Genomic DNA, 16,107 nt, shown 5'->3' on the forward strand with positions numbered 1-16,107 from the left:
GCATGGTAACTGTTATACTTGCTGATAAAAAATACTATTTTGAAGGCAAAATAAGAGGAATAGAAATTTTAAAAACTCTTGGGTTAAACGAAGAGGCATATATTTTGGTTAAGGATGATGAGCTTTGTCCAATTGACGAGCATTTAGAGGACTGCGAGGTTGAAATAATCCCCGTGATTTCTGGAGGAAATCGTGCGCTGTAAAATGTGCGGTGAAAAGGCAGTTGTTAAATTAAAAGCATATAATCTTTCTCTTTGCACAAAATGTTTTGATGAATTTATTTTGCGCAGAGTTCAAAAAGCAATAAAGGATTATCATCTCATAGCAAATGGACAAAAAGTCATGGTGGCTGTTTCAGGAGGAAAGGATAGCTTAAGTCTCTGGCATATATTAAATCGGTTAGGCTATAAAACAAAAGGACTTTATATTCAATTAGGAATCAATGATTATTCTGATAAATCAGAGGAATATACTAAAAATTTTGCAAATTTACACGGACTTGAGCTTCAAATTGAGGATGTAAGGGAATATTTCAATGGTTATGGAATTAAGGATATTTCAAAGATAGTGCGTCGGCCAGCATGCTCGGTTTGTGGAATGATAAAGAGATACATAATGAATAAGGTTGCATACGAAGGAGGATTTATTTTAGCCACAGGACACAATCTTGATGATGAGGTAGCTACATTATTAAATAATGTTCTTGATTGGAAGACAGACTATCTCGGAAGACAGACACCTAATTTGAGTTCTAAAGATAAGTTAGTCCAAAAAATCAAGCCCCTTGTTCTTTGTACTGAAAGGGAAATGGCTTCTTATGCGATAAATGCCAAGATAAAATATATTCGCGATGAATGTCCATTTAGTGTTGGAGCAACTTCTATATTTTATAAACAACTTCTAAATCAACTTGAGGAGCATTCTCCTGGCTCAAAACTAAGATTTTATCAGAACTTTTTAAAAGTAAGACAAATATTCTTAACAGCTGAGCCAGAACTTCATCCATGTGAAATATGCGGTTATCCAACTACAGCAACAACCTGCAATTTCTGCAGATTAAGAGAAAAAATCCAATCCAAGATAAAAATTAGCTCTTCTGCTGGATCCTAATGTTTCTTAAGGCAAGTTTATTTAGTGCATTTACATAAGCCTTTGCAGCAGCTACTATTATGTCCGTATCTGAACCATGTCCCCTTACAGTATTGCCTGACTCCTCAAGAATAACTGTAACTTCTCCAAGTGCATCTGTACCACCAGTTATTGCCTTTATTTCAAATTTGTTCAGTGAGGCTTTTGAGCCTGTAAGTTCTGTTATTGCTTTATAAACAGCATCTACAGGTCCATCACCAGAAATGGAGATTTCCTTTTCATCTCCATTGATTTTCATTTTAACATAGGCAGATGGTTTTTTCTTTGTTCCACTTGATACATCAATATCTAATAATTCATAGGTTTCTGTAATTCTTAAAACCTCATCAGATACAAGGGCTTCAATGTCCTCATCAAAAACATATTTTTTCTGGTCAGCAAGCCTTTTAAATCTTTCAAAGGCACGGTTAAGCTCTTCATCGGTAAGAGTAAATCCAAGTTCCTCAAGTCTTTTCTTAAATGCATGTCTTCCTGAATGTTTGCCAAGAACAATTTTTGAACTTGGGATTCCGATGTCTTCAGGTTTCATTATTTCATAAGTTGTTCTTTCTTTCAAAACTCCATCTTGATGGATTCCTGCCTCATGGGCAAATGCATTTGTACCAACGATAGCTTTATTAGGTTGAACAACCATACCTGTAATTTTGCTGACAAGTCTGCTTGTTCTGTAAATTTCTTGAGTTACTATGTTGGTGTCTGCTTTGAAAAAGTCGTTTCTTACCTTTAATGCCATTACAATTTCTTCAAGAGCTGCATTTCCTGCCCTTTCTCCAATTCCGTTTATGGTACACTCAACTTGTCCTGCACCTTTTAAAATCGCTGTAAGAGAATTAGAGACAGCCAGTCCTAAGTCATTGTGACAGTGAACACTTATTGTAGCTTTGTCTATGTTTGGAACTTTGTTAAATAAATATTCAATAAGTTCGCCAAATTCTTGGGGAATTATATATCCTACAGTATCAGGGATATTTACAGTTGTTGCACCTGCTTTGATAACTTCTTCTGTAACTTTACAGAGAAAATCCCAATCTGTTCGTGTTGCATCTTCTGCTGAAAATTCAACATCATCTGTGTATTGTCTTGCTTTTTTTACAGCATTTATAGCAGCTTCTATTACCTGTTCCCTGCTCATGCGAAGTTTGTATTTTAAATGTATGTCAGATGTGGCGATAAAAGTATGTATTCTTCTTTGTTCTGCAGGTTGTAGAGCCTCGGCAGCTCTTTCAATATCTTCATTTCTGGCTCTGCAAAGTCCAGCAATTGTTACACCTTTTACTTCCTTCGCGATTCTGTTTACAGCTTCAAAATCTCCAGGAGATGCTATTGGAAATCCTGCTTCAATAATATCAACGCCAAGTTTTTTGAGCTGTTTAGCTACCTGAATCTTTTCATCAACATTCATAGAAGCTCCGGGGGATTGCTCTCCATCTCTTAATGTTGTATCAAATATTTTGATTTTCCTCATCTTTCACCTCTTCCTTTTTAGTTTGTAACTTTTTTCTTTTTTTAATAAAAATGATTATATTTTCAATTATACCTGAAACCACATATATACAGGCAAGTATAAAAACAGAAATTGGCGGGTGAATTACAATAAAAAACAAGAGAAGGATGAAGAAAAGCAGAATCCAAAAGGGCTTTTTCTCTTTAAAATCAACTTCCTTAAGACCGTGAAATCTTAGACTACTTACCATCAGCAAGGCAAGAAATGCTGTTAAAAAAAGAAATATTATATCTTTCTCAGGTTTGTAGTCAAGAATTTCAGTACAAAATAAAACAGTAGCTGCTATTACTGTTGCAGCACCAGGGATAGGAAGTCCTTTGAATGCTTTGCTACCACTTGTTTGAATATTAAATCTTGCAAGTCTTAAAGCTCCACATGCTGCAAAAAGAAAGGTTATTGCAAATCCAACTCTGCTAAAGTCAAAAAGTGCCCATTTATAAATAAGAATTGAGGGTGCAACACCAAAGGCAACGAGGTCTGAAAGAGAATCAAGTTCAACCCCAAATCTTGTAGTGGTTCTCGTTAGTCTTGCTACCCATCCATCAAGTCCGTCAAAAATATTAGCCAAAATTATTGCCCAAGCTGCATGGATAAATTTTCCGTTTATTGCAGCTATAATTGCATAAAAACCAAATAGCATTCCGCATAGGGTGAGTGCATTGGGAAGTATATAAACTCCCCTTGCAGGCTGTTTTTGAGAGTCTCTTATTTTTTTTCTTTTCACTTTTATCATTTTTCTAATACAGCGATAATGCTTTCGCCTGCTTTTACTTTGTCACCTTCTTTTATCGTAATTTTGAATTCTGAAGGAAGACATATATCAACTCTGGAGCTGAATTTGATCATTCCAAATCTTTCACCTTTTTTTATTTCTGTTCCTTCCTTAACCCAACAAACTGCTCTTCTTGCAATAAAACCCGCAACCTGTCTGACTATTATATCTCCGTACTGCGTTGCCAAAGTAATTTTTATATTTTCATTTTCCCTGTAAGCTCTTTCTTTAAATGCAGAGAAAAATTTACCCGGAGTATAAACAATTTCTTTTATTTTTCCATCAAAAGGCGCTCTGTTGACATGAACATCAAGTGGAGACATAAATATGCTTATTTCAGTATGGGAGTGGGGACATAGCCCCTTACTCCCTTGTCTTATTAAAATTACTTTGCCATCAGCAGGTGATACAACAACGCCTGTATCAGAAGGTGGTATTCTCTCTGGGTCTCGAAAAAAGTAAAGAAAAAACAAGCTCAAGATGATAAAACCAATTGCAATTGGAGTAAGCCATAGCAAATAGAAAAAGGATGATAGAAATAATGCTCCACCAATGTAAGGAAGCCCTTCTTTTCTAATCATGCCTTTGATTTATCCACAAGCTTTGTTTCTTTGAGCCAAGGCATCATTGCTCTTAATTTTTCTCCAACCTTTTCAATCGGATGCTCTTCTGCCTTCTTTGTGAGTGCGTTAAAGACAGGTTTTCCAACTTTGCATTCAAGTATCCATTCCTTAGCAAATTCACCACTCTGGATTTCTGAAAGAATTTTCTTTATCTCAGCTTTTACGGAATCATTTATCACTCTAGGACCCCTTGTTAAGTCTCCGTATTGAGCAGTATTACTTATGGAGTAACGCATTGTTGAGATTCCACCTTCGTAAATGAGATCAGCAATAAGCTTGACTTCGTGAAGGCACTCAAAATATGCAAGCTCTGGTGGATATCCTGCCTCTACCAATGTTTCAAAGGCTGCTGTGATAAGTGCTGTTAAGCCTCCGCACAGAACCACTTGCTCTCCAAAAAGGTCAGTTTCAGTCTCATCTTTAAATGTTGTCTCGATTATTCCAGCCCTTCCGCCACCAATTCCAACTGCGTATGCAAGTGCAATATCTTTAGTAATTCCTGATGGATCTTGATGAATTGCCATTAAACAAGGAACTCCTCGTCCTCTTAAGTATTCGCTTCTTACAAGATGTCCGGGCCCTTTTGGAGCAACCATGAAAACATTGGTATCAGCAGAAGGGACTATCTGTCCGAAATGGATATTAAATCCATGAGCAAAGGCAAGAAATGCACCTTTTTTCATATTTGGTTCAATTTCGTTTTTATATAAATCAGCCTGAAGCTCATCTGGAGTAAGAATCATTATCACATCTGCTATTTTTGATGCATCTGCAACGGTCATAACCTGAAGTCCGGCTTTCTCAGCTTTTTCCCAGCTTTTCCCTTTTCTGACACCTACAACAACGTCAAATCCACTGTCTTTAAGATTATTAGCATGGGCATGTCCCTGACTACCGTATCCGATAATTGCGATCTTCTTTCCTTTAAGCACATCTAAATTGGCGTCCGAATCATAATAAATCTTCATTTATTCACCTCCAATGAATTTTAAAAAATTTAACAATTATAACACATTTAAAGCCTTACTATTCAAAACTTTTAATAGTTCTTTTAACTGAGGCAGTTCAATACTGCATTGCTCAATATCTTGTAGTAATAGACTAATGGCAGGAGGAATGAATTTTAAAAAACTTTTCTTGCCTCTTTTTAAAGATAAAAATCCATAGGCACCAAGTGCTTGCATGTGTCTTTGGATTCTGCAAAGGGAAAGTTCTTCGTAGAATTTATCATTTTTTAACTGTGCTTTATGATTATACCATTCTAAAATTTCGTCTCTTGTTTCATCATTTAAAGAAACATAAGGATCCCACAACAGAGATGCTAAGTCATATCCTGCAGGACCCCATCTTGCACTCTGATAGTCAACAAAATAGACTTTTCCATCCTTTAAAATTATATTTTGACTTTGAAGATCTCTGTGGAGAATCACTTGCTCTGTTTTTGAGAGTTTTTCTGCAATTGTATGAAGTTCTTGGTCAATTTCTTTTGTTTTAATTTTGAATACCGATTCTACACATTCTTTAAGAAAATAATCGCTTTCCCATCTGAAATATTCATAATCAAATTTTGGTAAATCCATCAAAAGAGCTTGTTTTGAGATTTTTCCATGCAATAGGACAATTTTATCAATGATTTTTTTATATATTTCAGTTATTTGCTTTTTCTCTCTTTTGCATTGAAGCCAGCTGTAAAGCGTTAAATTCCCAAGGTCCTCAAAGATTATTGTTTTATGAGACTTGTCTATTTCAATGATTTCAGGCACTGGAAAGTCATGCTGTTTTAAAAAATTTCCTATTTTTATAGTTTGCTCAAACTCTTGGTTCATTTCTTCATATACACATATAATTTTGTTTTTCTCCCTAAAATATCTTCTTGTTGACCCTCCTCCAATTAAGCTTTCCTTTTCCCTCTGCCATTTAGATATGCTAATGATAAAGTCTTGACAAATGATGGAGTCTGAAATATGTTCGTTTTCTGGTGAAAAGGTTGTATTTGGAAGAATAATTACATTCTCCGCTTTGAAAGGTTTTTCAATTTTGACATCCTTCTCTACTACAACAAATCCTTTTGGCTTGATCAACTCACAACCAGAAGAGGATGGATGGACAAATACAGATGTAAATTCTCTTTTTAATTTATCAAAAACTGCCCGAGCGTAACCAATTGGTGTTCCTATGTCGTGCCAAAAATTATATTTTGAACAAAATACTTTAACTTTTGCTCCTAACTCTTTGGATTTTATCCAAAGTTGTATAAGAGAAGATGGTCCTCGCGGTAAAAGCTCAAGAACATGGGGATTGTAGATAGAAACTCCAGTATATGCTAATTTAATTGGTTTGTCTTTGCTTGATGTTGATTGGTTTATAATTTCCAGAAAGTTTAATTCTTCGTCAATCAAAAGTTTATTGTCAGGAGAAAAATCATGGACAAGAAGAGTTATGTCATTTTTTTCTTTTATATGCCAATTTAAAGCCTCATCAATGTTTCCATCCCAGAATATATCCGAATTATGCACAATAAATATACTGTCTTTAAGAAAATCTTTTGCATTATACAATGCTCCGCCGGTGTCAAGAATGTCTTTTTCATAGAAAATGGAAAGGGGCAGATTTTTTTCTTTTATGTATTGCTCAATTTCATTTGCTTTGTAGTGAAGATTTATTCCTAATTTAGAAATCCCTGCATCCTTTAGTAAACCATATACATGTTCTAAAACAGATTGACCTGCTATTGGTAGCAAAGGTTTAGGAATATGCTCTGTAATTGGTCTAAGTCTTTTTGAAAATCCTGCAGCAAGAATAAAGCCTTTAATCATAAAGCAGATATTGTTTTCTTATTTGTTCAAACTTACTCAGTTCTTCCTGCCACCACAGTTCAATATTCTTAAGAGAAGTACCATTTTCAATGTCTTTTCTTAATCTTTCAGAGCCAGCAAGGATGTCAAAGGGCAGTTTCTCAAATTCGTACTCATATGGCGGATTTCTCCATAAATTAACCTCTGGATAAAGCTCTTTTATTGCCAAAAGTATTGCAACCGCAGTAAGAACAGGTTTAAATTTTTCCCTGTCTACAACATGTATCTGTGCACCACCGCAAAGCTCTCCTGTAAATTTATTAAAAGTTGGTGTAAAGTAAAGGGGTCTGAATACAGCGCCCTTTAGCTTAAAGTCTTTAAGTCTTTTAACTAATTTTTCAGGCTCAATAAATGGTGCTCCGAATATTTCAAAGGGTCTTGTTGTGCCTCGTCCTTCACTTAAGATTGTTCCTTCAAAAAAACACATTCCCGGATAAACCACTGCTGTATCAAGGGTTGGCATATTAGGAGAAGGCATTACCCAATGTAGCCCAGTTTCATTAAACCAAATTTTCCTATGCCAACCTTTAAGAGGTATAACATTAAGTTCAAGCTTTGGATAGAATTGCTCTCTAAAATATAATGCGAGTTCTCCAATGGTCATTCCATGTCTTATACAGATAGGATGAAGTCCGACAAAGGATTTGAAATCTTCCTGCAAATTTGGACCTTCAGTGATATGTCCGCCAATTGGATTTACCCTGTCAAGCACAATAATTGGTAATCCTAATTTTTCGCATTCTTCCATACACAGACTCATTGTCCATATAAATGTATAATATCTTGCTCCAACATCCTGTAAATCAATAATCAAAACATCAAGCCCTTGAAGCATCTGAGGAGTTGGCTTTCTTGTTTGTCCATAAAGACTATAAACAGGAAGCCCTGTGTTTTTGTCTATAAATCCCTCCCATTCAATCATATTATCTTGGGTATTTCCAAATATTCCATGTTGGGGCCCGAAAAATGCCCTAACTTTAATTTTTTTGCTCTGAAGAAGAATATCTTTTGTATGAATGAGATTTTTATTTACAGAAGCAGGGTGTATGAGGAGTCCTGCTTTTGCTCCATGAAATTTTTTAGGAAGCAACTTTTCAAATCTGTCAATTCCAGAATATACCATTATCTTGTGCAATATGGAAGATATCCGATTGTTAAGGGTTTTTGCACTAATCCATCAATACTTATAAGATACAACTCTTTCTTGCCCCTTCTGTCTGACATAATTGTAAGAAAATGACCATCTGGGCAGAAAGAAGGGTGTTCGTTATTCCCCTGATTTGTTATTTGAGTTTGGGAGTTAGATATTAAATCCAAAATATTAATCTGAAAATGACCAACAAGCGATGAAAAGGCAATTTTACTGCCATCAGGGCTTATTGAAGGTTCTGTATTGTATCTTCCTTGAAATGTTATTCTTCGGATGCTTATGCTGTCTTGAATTTCATAAATTTGAGGTGAGCCAGCCCTATTTGAGACAAAAAATACTCTATTGCCTAAGATTCTTGGAGAAGATTCAATCCATCTTGAAGCTGATAAAGTTTTTGCCTTTCCTGAAGGCTCATACGTTTTTATTTGAGATATGTCACCATCATTTTGAAGATAAATAAATCTATAATCATCAATAACATCTCCCAGCTGAAGCAAGGCTTTGCTTTTAATTATTTCTCTGCTTGTTTTTGAGGATAAATCAAAAACCTCTATATGCCAAGAGTTTTGCTGAAGTGATGAGAAAAAGACTTTATTGTTCTTTAAAATCGCTCTTGAAATAATTTCTCTTCTAATCCCTGTATCTGTAATATGAGAACCATTCCAATTACTAATAAATATACCAGTGGAGACTTTAAATTTTCTTAAAAAGATAATCCTGTTAAAAAATGGTGGTTCTTTTCCTGTAAGAAGCCTGTAAATATCAGCAGATATTAAATTCCCATTATTTTCATCGTCCTTTGGAGCGTATTCTCGGACAAATATTGGAGAATCTGATGTGACAGTAAAGACTTTTATTATAATTTTTCCCTGAATATCAGACCTTATGACTATTTCTACATCCGTAGCTTTCCATAGTGAAGGGTCAAACTTTTCTCCCCTATATGGAAATGGACCATAGATTTTGAAGTAATCTGTGAATTCAAGATTGTTTTTTATAGTCTCAAAGATTTTCGGAGTTTTATCAAAACCTTCAATGGCAAGGGTTAGCTTTTTTATTCCAGGCTGTGTAATATCAAGATAAATTTGAGATGCATTTATTTGGTGAATGGTGGATGGTGAATGGTGAATAGTTATTATAAATAACAAGATAAAGCTAATCATCAAAAACCAGAAACGACAAACTTTTTTCATGGTTTAAACCTCAAGCCGATTTTTATCTCATTTTTTGGTGATGGCAAAGGAGAAGAATTTTTAATTGCCCTAATTATGGAAGCATCAAAAATAGCATTACCAGACTTTTGCTCAAACCCTTCAATTATGATCTGACCATCAGGAAGAATTCTTATTAATACAATTGCCTCAAGGTTTTTTGGAATTGTCTCTGGAATGTTCCAGTTTTGCCGAATAAGCGAAGAAATCAAAGATAAATATGTTTGCGAAACTTGAGCAGATGACACACCCTGTATTGCTCCATGACCTCTTTCTTCAGATTTTTGAGCCTTTTCAAGTATTCTTTTTTTGGCTTGCAATGCTGCTAATCTTTCCTGAAGCAGTCTTTCATTTTCTAATTTTTGTTTTTCTATAGCATTTTTCTCTGTCACTCTTTCCTTTGCGATATTTTCTGTTTTTGCCTTAGTAAGAGTTTCTGAAGACTTGGGATTATTTTCTGATTGAATATTTTCGCTACTTTGAAGAGCTGTTTTTGGTGTTTCAATCAATGTAACACTAATACTTTGAACCTCATGATATGAATTTTTTGTCACAACAGCAAAAATTAAAAAAAGCAAAAAATGCAAAAACAAAGACAAGAAAAACGAATTATAAATCCTGCTTGTCATTTGACTTCTTTTTGTTCTGTTACTATTCCAATCCTCTCTATACCAGCAGATTTTATCTCTCCCATTACTTCAGCAACCAGACCGTAATTTACATCTCTGTCTGCTCTGAGAAGCACTGTTGTATTATCGTTTTTTAAGGAAGTTAATAAATTTGGAAGGTTATCTTTGTTAACAATACTATCGTTTAAGTAAATTTTTCCTTCCTTTGTGATAACAATGTTGATTTTCTCTGTTTCTTCTATGCTTTTTCCTTTAGCTTTTGGCAGATTAACATCTATACCATGCTTCATTAATGGAGCTGTAATCATAAAAATTATAAGCAATACAAGCATTACATCCACCAATGGAGTTACATTAATCTCTGCTATGGTTGATCTTCTTCGGGGAGTTAATCCTTCCATGGATATTTTAAAAGGGTCTCGGAGAAATCATTTACTTCGTTTATAATTTTATTTGCATGCGATGTAAAGTAGTTGTATGCAATAACCGCAGGAATGGCTGCAAAAAGACCAGCAGCAGTGGTTATTAAAGCCTCTGCAATTCCAGGAGCAACTGTTGCTAATGATGCGGAACCTTTTATTCCGATTGCACGAAAGGAATCCATAATTCCCCATACAGTTCCAAAGAGTCCTATAAAAGGTGTAGTAGAACCTGTTGTTGCAAGAAAACCAAGATAACTCTCAATCCTATTTGCTTCATCAGAGGAGTATTTTCTTACAATAGTTTCAAGCTTGGAAGTATCTTTACCGTATATCTCAACAAATACATTTCTATAAAGAGAGGCAAGAGGGCTTAAATCAAACCTTTTCGCAGTTGCAAATAAATCTTTTGGTTCATTGGTGTTCAACAATGCATTAAAGAACTTTTCATTTTCCCTTTTCATTGCTTTAAATACTTTTAACTTGTAAAAAATGATAGCCCATGAAAAAATAGAAAAGAAAAGCAAGATTAAAAGAACGGCTTTAGCTACAAAGCCTGTTTGCTTTATAAGGTCAATTACCGTAAGCTCCATAACCAAAATATTAAAATAACTATTAACCAAATGTCAAATAATTATCTAAACCGAAAAATAGAGATAGACAATCGTCACTGCGAGCCCCCTGTTGCGAGCGATAGTGTGGTAATCTTGGCGAAGCAGTCTCTAACCCAACTTCATCAATTTTCAGCCTTTAAAGATATCAAAAGCTTTATAATTCAATAAGTTATATCTTTTTTCATTCAATTTTGTAGTCTAATCTAATTTTATTATTTTTGCTTATTTATTCCCTTAAATATTGACTTTTTTGTCTAATTTTTGTATACTAATATAAAAAGGAGGTAACTATGTTCGTAAAAGAATCTTGGTCAACAAAAAAAGGTAAAAAATACAAAACCTACGAAATATCTAAAGCTTACAGAGACAAAAAAACTAAAAAGGTTAGGCATGAAAAAATTGCCAATATCACTCACTTAGGTGAGCCTCTTATTTCCAAAATAAGGCAACTGCTTAAGTCACCTGAGAAAAAGGTTGTAGTGGACAAAGACAAGTTTTTTGAGGATGCAACTTCAGTAGGGCATATACTGTTACTGTTAGGATTTATGATGAAGATAGGATTTCTGGGATGGTTAAGGCATTTTCCAAAGAAGGTAAGAGATTTGCTTTTGGCAGTAGTGCTTAACAGGATAATAGAGCCAAGGAGTAAGTATGCATCAGTGGGATGGATACGAAGAAGTGGTTTTATGGAACTGTTTGATTTAAGGGAAGAGGATATGCATGTAAATGAGATATACAGGGCAATGGACAAGTTGTATGAGAAGATGGATAATGTGTTAGATGATTTTTATAAGACGGGAGCACAAGGGACAAAGTTGTTGCTTTATGATATTACCTCAGTATACTTGGGAGAAAATAAGGATTATGAGCAAAGCTAAGGAGGAACATAAAAAGATACTTAGAATATTGGGAGTAGGGGATAAGATTTTCAGAACTTACGAAAGTGCGAGAGAATTTTGTAGGCTAATCTAAAAATTATAACTCATTGATTTTAAAATTTTTTTATTCAAAAGTTGATGAAGTGGGGTCTAATAAGGCTTTATTGAGAAAACAAAGTAGAGATTGCTTCGTCGCTGTCGCTCCTCGCAATGACCTCTTTTTTGTCATCCGAGGCACACTCAGGTGCCGAAGTGATCTCTATTTCCGTTGCATAGAGAAAGAATAGATTGCTTCCTCCTCACCTCCCACGTAATCGCAATGATGGAAAAGAAAGTCCTTGCAGTAAAATGAGAGGTGATACCTCTCAATGATGGAAGAGTATACTTAGAAATAAAGTAAGGGAAAACGTTGCTATGAAGAACCCGAAGTAGCCTCTTGCGAGCCAAAGGCGTGGCAACCATTCTCAATGTCAATTAAGAATAGCAGAATTTAGGTTAATTTATCTATATTTTTGCAAAATTTCTAAAATCTTTGTTATCCTTTCAGGAAGTTGAATGTCTGGTTTAGATTTTTTTAAATTGCTCCATTTATAGAGTCCTATTGGGCATATTGTTGCAAAAGCTATTTTAAAATTTTTGCATTGTTCTGGACGGTCTTTATAAATTTTGCAGTTTGCTTCTATGTATGTGCCATTGTTTATAGAAATATCTTCCAGATAATTACATTTATTGTTTTCAGGCTTTTTCCATCCATTATTAAATTTTACAGCCCATCTGAAACAGCATTCTCCACATCTTAGGCATATAAAGTTTTTTTCTGTATTTTCAAGGATTTCATTTAGTATTTCAGATGGTAAACTCATCTGCTATTTTCCTCTGTTAGGATTTTTAGGATGTTTTTCATATCCTCTGGTATAGAAGCTTCAAAACGAAGAAGTTCTCCTGTGATAGGATGTGTAAATTCAAGTATATGGGCATGGAGCATTTGTCTTGGCACAGGAATTTTTTTTCTTCCGATTTCTATATATGTCTTCCTTCCGTATGTTTTATCTCCAAGCACAGGATGTCCAATGGATGAAAAATGAACTCTTATTTGATGAGTTCTTCCTGTCAATATTTTTGCTTTGACGAGGGTATAATTTTTAAAATTTTTAACTGCTTCCCACTCTGTGATGGCTTCTTTTGCTCTTTTTGATTTTACAGACATTTTCTTTCTGTCATGTTCATCTCTTCCTATTGCCAAGCTGATTTTCCCTTTTCCCTGAATTATTCCATATAGAATTGTTAGATATTCCTTCTTTACCTCTCTCTTTTTAAATTGTTCAATTATTTTGTAATAAGCCTTATCATCTATGGCAATAACCATTATCCCTGAGGTTTCCTTATCCAGTCTATGAACAACTCCGGGTCTAAGCGGTCCTCCGACTGTTGCGAGTTTTTTAACATGATAGGCAAGGGCGTTCATAACCGTTCCATCAGTATGTCCTGCACAGGGATAAACTACCATACCTGCAGGTTTTGACATAACAACAATGTATTCGTCTTTGTAAATGATATCAAGAGGAAGGTTTTGGGGTACTAACTGGTCTGAAACATTATCAGATGAAAGAATTGGGGTTGTAATTTCAACTTTATCATTAAGTTTTAGCTTGTAACTTTTTGGTTTTAAAGTATTATTTATTGTTATTGCATTTTCTTCAATGAGCTGTTGTGCCTTTACCCTTGTTATGCCTAATTTTTCTGAAACAAACAAATCAACTCTTTTTCCCTGATCTTCCTCAGAAACTAAGAATAACTCTCTCATAGTCCAATTTTTTATTCAAAAATTGCCCTGTATAAGAATTTGAATTCATTGCAATCTCTTCAGGCGTTCCAGAAGCTACAATATAGCCTCCATTAGCTCCTCCTTCAGGTCCAAGATCAATTATCCAGTCTGCACATTTTACAATATCAAGGTCATGTTCAATTACAATGACAGTATTTCCCATATCTACAAGCTTTTGTAATATATTTAGCAATCTTTCTATATCTACCATATGAAGTCCAGTTGTTGGTTCATCAAGTATGTATAATGTCTTGCCAGTTGGTTTTTTGCTCAGTTCCTTTGATAGCTTGACTCTTTGAGCTTCTCCTCCAGAAAGGGTAGGGGCAGGTTGCCCAAGAGTGATATATCCCAGTCCAATGTCTTCCATAATTTTTAGTTTATAACTTAATTTAGGAAATGCTGAAAAGAATTCCTTTGCCTCTGAGACAGTCATATCCAGTACATCGCTGATATTTTTATCTCTGTATTTTATCTTAAGTATCTCTTCCTTATATCTTTTACCTTTACAAGTGTCACAAAGAACATATACATCTGGAAGTAGATGCATGGTGATTTTTTTCATTCCATCACCCTGACATGATTCACATCTTCCACCTGATAAATTAAAACTAAAATGAGATTTTGAGTATCCTCTTACCTTTGCGTCAGGTAGAGATGCAAAAATTTCTCTTATCTCTGTCATAACCTGAGTATATGTTGCTGGTGTTGAACGGGATGTTCTTCCAATAGGAGATTGGTCAACAAGGGCAATTTTATCTATGTTCTCAAATCCTTCAATCTTTTCATATTTCCCTGGAACAATATTAGAATTATATCGCTCCTTTAAGAATGCTTTATAAAGGACTTCATATATAAGAGTACTCTTTCCTGAACCAGCTACTCCTGTAATGCATACAAAAACTCCCAAAGGTATTTCCACATTGATTTTTTTTAAGTTAAAGGCTTCAGCTCCGAAGATTTTAATGAAATTCTTAGATTTTCTTCGCTGCTTGGGGATTGGAATCCCATTTGCTTTTTTTAAATATTTTGCTGTGATGGAATTTTCATTTTTTAACAAATCCTCCGGAGTCTCCAATGCAATTAAATAACCTCCCTCTCTGCCACCAGTTGGACCGAGTTCTAAAACCATATCTGCATTCATTATCGTGTTTTCATCATGCTCAACTATAATTAAAGTATTATTTCGCCTTGCAAGCTCTCTCATGCTGTTTATTAATTTAGCTGTATCTCTCGGATGCAATCCAATACTTGGCTCATCAAGCACATATAAAACTCCGCTTAAATGAGAGCCAAGCTGGGTAGCAAGCCTTATTCTTTGAGCTTCTCCTCCAGACAGACTGAATGATGGTCTGTCTAAACTAAGATAACCGACTCCAATTTTTTCTAAAAATTCTAATTTGATGAATATCTCTTTCAATATTCTTTCAGCAATTGCCTGTTCGTAGGAATTTAATTTTATTTCGGAGAAAAATTCTTTAAGTTCATCAATGGAAAGATTTGACAATTCAGCAATATTTTTACCATTTATTTTTACTGACAATGCCTCAGCTCTTAATCTTTGCCCATTACATCTACTGCATTTTGTTAAATTTAAAAGGTCTATCTCCTCCTCATCAGCTATATTTTCGTAACCGAGTCCTCTGCAGTGTGGACATGCACCGTATTTGCTGTTAAAAGAGAAAAGCTTAGGGTCTATTTCTGGTAAACTTATTCCGCATGTGGGGCATGCGAGAACTGTGCTAAATAAAATATCCTTGTTTTCATCAACAAGATTGACAACCACTGTTTTTGAATATTTTGTCGCAAGTTCAATTGCTCTTTTAATGTGTTTCTTATAATTTTCTTTGATAATTATTCTGTCAACCAATAGCTCAATTGTATGCCTTACATTTTTTTTAAGTTTTAAGTCTTGAGTAAGCTCTGTAATTTTTCCATCAATTCTTGCTCTGATAAATCCCTCTGCCCTTGCTTTTTCAATTTCTGCCTTATGTTCACCTTTTTTTTCAATTATTATTGGTGCGAGAATCTGAATTTTTGTTCCCACCGGCAGATTCATAATCTGCTCAACCATTTTGTTGATATCTTGATATGCAAGTTCCTTTCCGCATTTAGGACAATATGGAATCCCAATTTTAGCATAGAGTAATCTCAAATAATCGTAAATTTCAGTAATAGTGCCAACAGTAGAACGAGGGCTTCTATAAATTGTTTTCTGTTCAATTGAAACTGCTGGAGAAAGTCCTTCTATGTAGTCAACATCTGGCTTCTGGATTTGTTCAAATATAGTTCTTGCCTCAATAGGTAGGCTTTGAAGATATCTTCTGTGAGCTTCAGCAAAAAGAGTATCCATTGCAAGCGATGACTTCCCTGAGCCTGATGGACCTGTGATGACAATAATTTTATTTCTTGGAAGAATTATATCAAGATTCTTGAGATTATGTTGTCTGGCGCCTTTTACTATGATGCTTGTTTGCATCT

Annotated in this window: 16 protein-coding genes; 3 read left to right on the forward strand and 13 right to left on the reverse strand. The window is 34.8% G+C overall.

Annotated elements, in window-relative coordinates:
• Nucleotides 1–2: 2 nt before the first annotated feature.
• Both ACYQ3P_RS10925 and ACYQ3P_RS10930 read left to right on the forward strand, forming a co-directional pair.
• Nucleotides 3–203, forward strand: coding sequence for a ubiquitin family protein (locus tag ACYQ3P_RS10925; protein ID WP_460177899.1), 201 nt, complete (start codon nucleotides 3–5; stop codon nucleotides 201–203).
• Entirely contained in the window at nucleotides 193–1,110 is a 918-nt protein-coding gene (locus tag ACYQ3P_RS10930) for a PP-loop family protein (RefSeq protein WP_460177900.1), read from the forward strand. The genes ACYQ3P_RS10925 and ACYQ3P_RS10930 overlap by 11 nt, the downstream gene beginning before the upstream one ends.
• Here ACYQ3P_RS10930 and ACYQ3P_RS10935 read toward each other — a convergent pair.
• The 10 genes from ACYQ3P_RS10935 to tolQ are packed head-to-tail and all read right to left on the reverse strand — an operon-like array spanning nucleotide 1,088 to nucleotide 10,905.
• Entirely contained in the window at nucleotides 1,088–2,614 is a 1,527-nt protein-coding gene (locus ACYQ3P_RS10935; RefSeq protein WP_460177901.1) for a 2-isopropylmalate synthase, read from the reverse strand. The two genes, ACYQ3P_RS10930 and ACYQ3P_RS10935, sit on opposite strands and share 23 nt — an antisense overlap.
• Nucleotides 2,592–3,386 carry a CDP-diacylglycerol--serine O-phosphatidyltransferase gene (gene pssA, locus ACYQ3P_RS10940; protein WP_460177902.1) on the reverse strand — a complete coding sequence of 265 codons (795 nt, stop codon included), beginning with the start codon at nucleotides 3,384–3,386 and terminating at the stop codon, nucleotides 2,592–2,594. The genes ACYQ3P_RS10935 and pssA overlap by 23 nt, the downstream gene beginning before the upstream one ends.
• Entirely contained in the window at nucleotides 3,383–4,006 is a 624-nt protein-coding gene (locus ACYQ3P_RS10945) for a phosphatidylserine decarboxylase family protein (RefSeq protein ID WP_460177903.1), read from the reverse strand. The genes pssA and ACYQ3P_RS10945 overlap by 4 nt, the downstream gene beginning before the upstream one ends.
• Nucleotides 4,003–5,016, reverse strand: coding sequence for a ketol-acid reductoisomerase (ilvC, locus tag ACYQ3P_RS10950; protein WP_460177904.1), 1,014 nt, complete (start codon nucleotides 5,014–5,016; stop codon nucleotides 4,003–4,005). Before ilvC ends, ACYQ3P_RS10945 begins: the two co-directional genes overlap by 4 nt.
• A gap of 36 nt (nucleotides 5,017–5,052) precedes the next feature.
• The gene (locus ACYQ3P_RS10955; RefSeq protein WP_460177905.1) at nucleotides 5,053–6,864 is read right to left on the reverse strand and encodes a sugar phosphate nucleotidyltransferase; all 1,812 of its coding nucleotides are present in this window, start codon (nucleotides 6,862–6,864) and stop codon (nucleotides 5,053–5,055) included.
• The gene (locus ACYQ3P_RS10960) at nucleotides 6,857–8,026 is read right to left on the reverse strand and encodes an exo-beta-N-acetylmuramidase NamZ family protein (RefSeq protein WP_460177906.1); all 1,170 of its coding nucleotides are present in this window, start codon (nucleotides 8,024–8,026) and stop codon (nucleotides 6,857–6,859) included. Before ACYQ3P_RS10960 ends, ACYQ3P_RS10955 begins: the two co-directional genes overlap by 8 nt.
• Nucleotides 8,026–9,246, reverse strand: a complete 1,221-nt coding sequence (locus tag ACYQ3P_RS10965; protein ID WP_460177907.1) for a hypothetical protein — start codon at nucleotides 9,244–9,246, stop codon at nucleotides 8,026–8,028. The genes ACYQ3P_RS10960 and ACYQ3P_RS10965 overlap by 1 nt, the downstream gene beginning before the upstream one ends.
• On the reverse strand, nucleotides 9,243–9,842 hold the full coding sequence (gene tolA / locus ACYQ3P_RS10970; RefSeq protein WP_460177908.1) for a cell envelope integrity protein TolA: 600 nt from the start codon (nucleotides 9,840–9,842) through the stop codon (nucleotides 9,243–9,245). Before tolA ends, ACYQ3P_RS10965 begins: the two co-directional genes overlap by 4 nt.
• A gap of 47 nt (nucleotides 9,843–9,889) precedes the next feature.
• Entirely contained in the window at nucleotides 9,890–10,294 is a 405-nt protein-coding gene (gene tolR, locus ACYQ3P_RS10975; RefSeq protein WP_460177909.1) for a protein TolR, read from the reverse strand.
• The gene (tolQ, locus tag ACYQ3P_RS10980; RefSeq protein ID WP_460177910.1) at nucleotides 10,282–10,905 is read right to left on the reverse strand and encodes a protein TolQ; all 624 of its coding nucleotides are present in this window, start codon (nucleotides 10,903–10,905) and stop codon (nucleotides 10,282–10,284) included. Before tolQ ends, tolR begins: the two co-directional genes overlap by 13 nt.
• Nucleotides 10,906–11,216: 311 nt before the next feature.
• Between tolQ and ACYQ3P_RS10985 the strand changes: the two genes are divergently transcribed.
• A complete protein-coding gene (locus ACYQ3P_RS10985) occupies nucleotides 11,217–11,804 on the forward strand; it encodes a hypothetical protein (RefSeq protein ID WP_460177911.1) in 588 nt (195 codons plus the stop codon).
• Nucleotides 11,805–12,304: 500 nt separating this feature from the next.
• Here the strand turns inward: ACYQ3P_RS10985 and ACYQ3P_RS10990 are convergent, their stop codons facing one another.
• The 3 genes from ACYQ3P_RS10990 to uvrA are packed head-to-tail and all read right to left on the reverse strand — an operon-like array spanning nucleotide 12,305 to nucleotide 16,105.
• Nucleotides 12,305–12,667, reverse strand: a complete 363-nt coding sequence (locus tag ACYQ3P_RS10990) for a hypothetical protein (RefSeq protein WP_460177912.1) — start codon at nucleotides 12,665–12,667, stop codon at nucleotides 12,305–12,307.
• Nucleotides 12,664–13,608, reverse strand: coding sequence for an RluA family pseudouridine synthase (locus ACYQ3P_RS10995; protein ID WP_460177913.1), 945 nt, complete (start codon nucleotides 13,606–13,608; stop codon nucleotides 12,664–12,666). The genes ACYQ3P_RS10990 and ACYQ3P_RS10995 overlap by 4 nt, the downstream gene beginning before the upstream one ends.
• The gene (gene uvrA, locus ACYQ3P_RS11000) at nucleotides 13,583–16,105 is read right to left on the reverse strand and encodes an excinuclease ABC subunit UvrA (protein ID WP_460177914.1); all 2,523 of its coding nucleotides are present in this window, start codon (nucleotides 16,103–16,105) and stop codon (nucleotides 13,583–13,585) included. Before uvrA ends, ACYQ3P_RS10995 begins: the two co-directional genes overlap by 26 nt.
• Nucleotides 16,106–16,107: the final 2 nt, after the last annotated feature.

It is taken from the genome of Thermodesulfovibrio hydrogeniphilus, from assembly GCF_054657355.1.

What these genes read in the sequence shown, in the direction of transcription:
- ACYQ3P_RS10995 (WP_460177913.1), bottom strand. Translation starts at nt 13,608, where the DNA reads ATGAGAGAGTTATTCTTAGTTTCTGAGGAAGATCAGGGAAAAAGAGTT.
- ACYQ3P_RS10945 (WP_460177903.1), bottom strand. Translation starts at nt 4,006, where the DNA reads ATGATTAGAAAAGAAGGGCTTCCTTACATTGGTGGAGCATTATTTCTA.
- ACYQ3P_RS10925 (WP_460177899.1), top strand. Translation starts at nt 3, where the DNA reads ATGGTAACTGTTATACTTGCTGATAAAAAATACTATTTTGAAGGCAAA.
- ACYQ3P_RS10990 (WP_460177912.1), bottom strand. Translation starts at nt 12,667, where the DNA reads ATGAGTTTACCATCTGAAATACTAAATGAAATCCTTGAAAATACAGAA.
- ACYQ3P_RS10935 (WP_460177901.1), bottom strand. Translation starts at nt 2,614, where the DNA reads ATGAGGAAAATCAAAATATTTGATACAACATTAAGAGATGGAGAGCAA.
- ACYQ3P_RS10955 (WP_460177905.1), bottom strand. Translation starts at nt 6,864, where the DNA reads ATGATTAAAGGCTTTATTCTTGCTGCAGGATTTTCAAAAAGACTTAGA.
- ACYQ3P_RS10960 (WP_460177906.1), bottom strand. Translation starts at nt 8,026, where the DNA reads ATGGTATATTCTGGAATTGACAGATTTGAAAAGTTGCTTCCTAAAAAA.
- uvrA (WP_460177914.1), bottom strand. Translation starts at nt 16,105, where the DNA reads ATGCAAACAAGCATCATAGTAAAAGGCGCCAGACAACATAATCTCAAG.
- ilvC (WP_460177904.1), bottom strand. Translation starts at nt 5,016, where the DNA reads ATGAAGATTTATTATGATTCGGACGCCAATTTAGATGTGCTTAAAGGA.
- ACYQ3P_RS10985 (WP_460177911.1), top strand. Translation starts at nt 11,217, where the DNA reads ATGTTCGTAAAAGAATCTTGGTCAACAAAAAAAGGTAAAAAATACAAA.
- tolR (WP_460177909.1), bottom strand. Translation starts at nt 10,294, where the DNA reads ATGGAAGGATTAACTCCCCGAAGAAGATCAACCATAGCAGAGATTAAT.
- tolQ (WP_460177910.1), bottom strand. Translation starts at nt 10,905, where the DNA reads ATGGAGCTTACGGTAATTGACCTTATAAAGCAAACAGGCTTTGTAGCT.
- ACYQ3P_RS10965 (WP_460177907.1), bottom strand. Translation starts at nt 9,246, where the DNA reads ATGAAAAAAGTTTGTCGTTTCTGGTTTTTGATGATTAGCTTTATCTTG.
- pssA (WP_460177902.1), bottom strand. Translation starts at nt 3,386, where the DNA reads ATGATAAAAGTGAAAAGAAAAAAAATAAGAGACTCTCAAAAACAGCCT.